This is a genomic window from Holdemanella sp. MSK.7.32 (genome assembly GCF_024460475.1).
Lineage (GTDB): Bacteria > Bacillota_I > Bacilli_A > Erysipelotrichales > Erysipelotrichaceae > Holdemanella.
This window is the reverse complement of sequence record NZ_JANFYN010000082.1, coordinates 1-4,563: the sequence shown is the minus strand read 5'-3', so window position 1 is coordinate 4,563 and position 4,563 is coordinate 1. Positions and strand designations below refer to the sequence as shown.

Here is a 4,563-nt window from a genome sequence, read left to right as displayed (position 1 = left end):
GCACGTATGGTTTGATAAGGGGCGGCAGAATTTAAACTCTGCCGCCTACTTTCTTATATGCATAATAATAAAGAGGGGAACATTCTAGTGTTCTATACAGGGAAATGCCTTGGAAAACAACTAGTAGAGGTGGACGAAAGGTTCAAATCTTATTTTCATGACTCATTTTAATGAAAAAGATGTGTATAATTTATTCTACATATGTCGAATTGTTTATGTTCAGTCTATTTATGAAGGAACAATCAATGGTTTAGAATTTGTGTAAAAGAAGTAAAAATATTGATGGATGTAGAATGGTTGGATTTAGAAGAATTAGAGGAAAAGGAGGATATTGAAATGTGTGAAGCTGAAAAGAGATGGCTGGAAGTAAAGTCAAAGGAATGGGAAGCTGAAGGAATAAAAAAAGGAATCGAACAAGGCATTGAACAAGGCATTGAACAAGGTGTAGAACTAGGGCAGGTTCTTTTGTACAAGACGATGTTAAGGAATGGAATGAGTGTCAATGAGATTTCCAAGGTTTGTTCGATATCTGTTGAAAATTTAAAACGAGTATTAAGTAATTGATATGAAGAGAAAAAATCTCTTCTTTTCTTAAATGTACAATGCTAAAGATAGACTACCAATGGTGCACATTCTAGTATTTTATACAGGAGAAAGGCCTTGGAATGCAGCAAATAAGCTTTCCCAGCTTATAAAGAGCAAGTCGTCTAGACATTAATGGATGTGGAATGGTTGGATTTATAAGAATTAGAGGAGGAGTTTGAAATGTATCAAAAAATGATGGACAAGGAATTTGGAATTAAAGCTATCACATTCATCTTCTCAGTAAGTGAAGAGTCGATTGAAAAAATGTTGATAAAATAATTATTAAGTCATTCATTATGAATGCTTCATTATAAAACGGGGGAAATATGAATAAGAATATAAATAGAATAAGTGTAGTATGCCTATGTATATTATTGAGTGGTTGTAGCATGTTTCAATCAGCTCTGAATGATATCAAGGGCAATTTAGTAGGTAATGGATATACGATCTATACGTATGATAATTATGGTAGTGAAGTCATGGAGACAAGTGGAGATAAAATTAGTATTACAGGTAATGCGGTAGAGTCTACTTCCTATGATGAAGATGGACGTGTTGTTCGTGGCTATGAATTATCAAGTGTAATTACGATAACGGTAGACGGAAAAGAAATAGAATCATGTGGAGATACTTGTATTTTTGAACAAAAAGGCTTAACACCGGATGTGGATTTCACACAAGAAGATATTGATTCAAATACACATGGACAAATATCAGACAATACGTCTGTTGCTCGTTTTATCAACAAGTATAAAAATATGTTTGGCAAAGGAAGAATTGTAGTCATTAAATCCCAATTAGGACAGCCAATTGCCGCCTACTCTGGAGATAAGGTGTATTGGAAGATTCCAGATAATTTACCAAAGATGACGAAGCTTATGATTGATGGTAAGGCTTTGTATATTCATAGAGCAAATTTTCAAATCATTGATAAAGAATTATTGGATTAGGAGAAACAAAATGAAACAACAAATTAGTAGTACAAAAGGACCTAAGGCATTAGGACCATATTCAGCAGGGATTGCTACAGAAGGACTTGTATTTTTATCTGGACAATTAGGTGTGAATACAGAAGGAAATTTGGTTAGTGAAGATGTTGTTGAACAAACTCAGAAAGCCTTTGAAAATATTGGTGTATTATTAGAAGCTTCAGGCTTAACATATGATGATATTGTTAAGACAACTGTATTATTGGATGACATGAATGATTTCGCGAAAGTAAACGAAGAATATGCGAAATACTTTGATGGTATATATCCTGCTCGAAGTTGCTTTGAAGTGGCTAAATTACCTAAGAATGCTAAGGTAGAAATTGAGTGTATCGCAATCAAAAAATAGTTTAAACATATATGTCGTAAATAGAGTTCGTTCTCTGATGTATTGAAGAATTTTATTGTTGAAAAATCCATGATTTATGGTAGTATATATAAAAGAGAAATTGGATTTGAAAAGGGACTTTTTAAATCCATTTTTTTAAGATCACAAGGAGGATTATATGAACAAAAATTCGTTATTATCCATGAGAGATCTGTCAGTTGAAGACATCTATAGCATTCTTGATGATGCTAGACTTTTTAATAGTTCCTTTAAAGATTGGCAATTACCAATGCAGAAAGCATTGGTTGCTAATCTTTTTTTTGAGGCTTCAACTCGAACACATTTCTCATTCGAAAGTGCACAGCACCAATTAGGATGCCAAGTAGCCGATTTTGCGGCAGGAGCATCCAGTGTCACAAAGGGAGAAACTCTTTATGATACAGTAAAGACATTTGAATCAATTGGGTATGACATGGTGGTGATCCGTCATTCTCAAGATGAATATTTTAAAGAATTGGAAAATATCAATATTCCAATTTTAAATGCTGGAGATGGTGCAGGAAACCATCCAACACAATGCTTGTTAGATTTACTAACTATGCAAAATGAGTTTGGCACACTAGAAGGCTTAAATGTAGTAATCTGTGGAGATATCTTACATTCAAGAGTGGCTGCCAGTGATAAAGAAGCTTTAGAAAAATTAGGGTCAACCGTTCGTTTTGCAGGACCAAAAGAATGGGAAAGACCTGGCTATCCAACAATTGACTTTGATGAAGCCATTGAATGGGCAGATGTTGTCATGATGCTTCGTATCCAGAAAGAAAGAGGTTCTGGAATGGCCGGTATGACAGATAGTGAATACTTAGAAAAGTATGGTCTTACAAAAGAACGTTATGCAAGAATGAAAGACAAGGCTATCGTGATGCATCCAGCTCCTGTTAATCGTGGTGTTGAAATTGATACGGATTTAGTGGAAGCTGAAAAATCAAGAATTTTTGAACAAATGCACAATGGTATGTTGGTTAGAAAGGCCGTTATTAAACGTGGATTTGGTTTTGCTCCATTCAAGGAGGAAAAATAAGCATGCGTTTAATCAAAAATGGTCAAGTTTTAATTGACAATCGTCTCGAAAAGAAAGATATTTTAATTGACGAAGGAAAGATCATTCAGATTGATGATTCTATCTTGAAAGACTGTGATACAGTGGATGCCACATGCTTAACTGTAATTCCAGGATTAGTGGATGTACACGTGCATTTTAGAGAACCTGGACATAGTGAAAAAGAAACCATTCATACAGGTAGTTTAGCGGCGGCACATGGAGGATTTACTTCTGTGTTTGCGATGCCAAATGTCATCCCTTTTCCAGATGATGTAGATACAATGAAAGACTATCAACAATTAATCAAAAAAGAATCTGTTGTACATACATATCCATATGCTTGCATTACATTAGAAGAGGCAAGTAAAGAAGTAGTGGATATGAAGGGTATCAAAGAATTAGGCGTACGCTGGTTCAGTGATGATGGTGTTGGGGTAGCTACACCAGAAATCATGAAAGAAGCCATGGAAAAGGCGAAAGAAAATGACTGCATGATTGTAGCTCATACAGAAGACATGCGTTATCGCAGACCAGGGGCCTGTGTACATGACAGTGAAGTTGTGACATCTAAGGGCTGGCTTGGAATTCCAAGTGCTTGTGAAAGTGCACAATTGATTCGTGATTTAGAAATCACAAAAGAAATAGGAAATGCGTATCATGCTTGCCACATTTCAGCTAAAGAAAGTGTAGAAGCATTAAAGAACGCAAAAGAATCAGGTTCGAATGTAAGTGCTGAAGTTACAGTACACCACTTATTATTAGAAGATAAAGATGTGGCTGGACCAAACTGGAAAATGAATCCACCTTTAAGAAGTCATGAAGACCGTATGGCTTTGATTGAAGGCTTGGAAAACGGAACATTGGATTGCATTGCCAATGACCATGCACCACACACCTCTGAAGAAAAGAAGCGTTCTATGGATAAAGCACCATTTGGGATTGTTTCATTAGAAAGCGCATTTGCCTTACTATACACAGAGTTTGTTCACCGCCAAAAGCGCTGGACATTGGCTCAATTGGTAAATTGGATGTCGGCTGCACCTGCTAAGCGTTTTGGCTTAGAGAATATAGGACAAATTAAAGAGGGCTATAATGCCGATTTGGTTTTAGTCGATTTAGAACATGAATCTTTGATCGACATAGATACATTTGAATCCATGGGGAAAAATACGCCATTTAATGGTTGGAGCGTAAATGCGCAAGTAAAGGAAACCATTGTAGATGGAAAAACAGTATGGAAAGGATAAAACATGGAAATGTATTAATGACAATTGATGATGAGAATAAACAAGAAGCACTAGAATTGGCGAAACGCTTCGCAAATATTGGATATGGAATCTATGCAACAAAGGGTACGGCAGACTTATTTGAAGTTGAAGGATTGTATGTTCATGGTGCTAGTAAGATTGAAACAGAAGATGGTAAAAACGTTCTAGACATTATTCGTAATGGACGTGTAAACTTTGTCATTAACACAATGTCTAATAAGAAGAACACAAGTGCTGATGGATTCTTGATTCGTCGTGTGTCTGCAGAAAATAACATTTCTTGTATGACAA

General features: G+C 35.7%; 5 protein-coding genes and 1 pseudogene. All 6 read left to right on the top strand.

Annotated features, from left to right (window positions below):
• Positions 1–282: 282 nt before the first annotated feature.
• Positions 283–564, top strand: coding sequence for a hypothetical protein (locus NE544_RS11690; RefSeq protein ID WP_256269461.1), 282 nt, complete (start codon positions 283–285; stop codon positions 562–564).
• Positions 565–911: 347 nt separating this feature from the next.
• Positions 912–1,535 carry a DUF5052 family protein gene (locus tag NE544_RS11685; RefSeq protein ID WP_256269460.1) on the top strand — a complete coding sequence of 208 codons (624 nt, stop codon included), beginning with the start codon at positions 912–914 and terminating at the stop codon, positions 1,533–1,535.
• 10 nt (positions 1,536–1,545) lie between these two features.
• The gene (locus tag NE544_RS11680) at positions 1,546–1,923 is read left to right on the top strand and encodes a RidA family protein (protein WP_256269459.1); all 378 of its coding nucleotides are present in this window, start codon (positions 1,546–1,548) and stop codon (positions 1,921–1,923) included.
• Positions 1,924–2,080: 157 nt separating this feature from the next.
• Complete coding sequence (locus tag NE544_RS11675; protein WP_040466523.1) at positions 2,081–2,983, top strand: aspartate carbamoyltransferase catalytic subunit; 903 nt, start codon at positions 2,081–2,083, stop codon at positions 2,981–2,983.
• Positions 2,984–2,985: 2 nt separating this feature from the next.
• On the top strand, positions 2,986–4,251 hold the full coding sequence (locus NE544_RS11670; RefSeq protein WP_256269458.1) for a dihydroorotase: 1,266 nt from the start codon (positions 2,986–2,988) through the stop codon (positions 4,249–4,251).
• Positions 4,252–4,253: 2 nt separating this feature from the next.
• Positions 4,254–4,563 (top strand): annotated as a pseudogene (locus NE544_RS11665) (hypothetical protein); the annotation flags it as partial.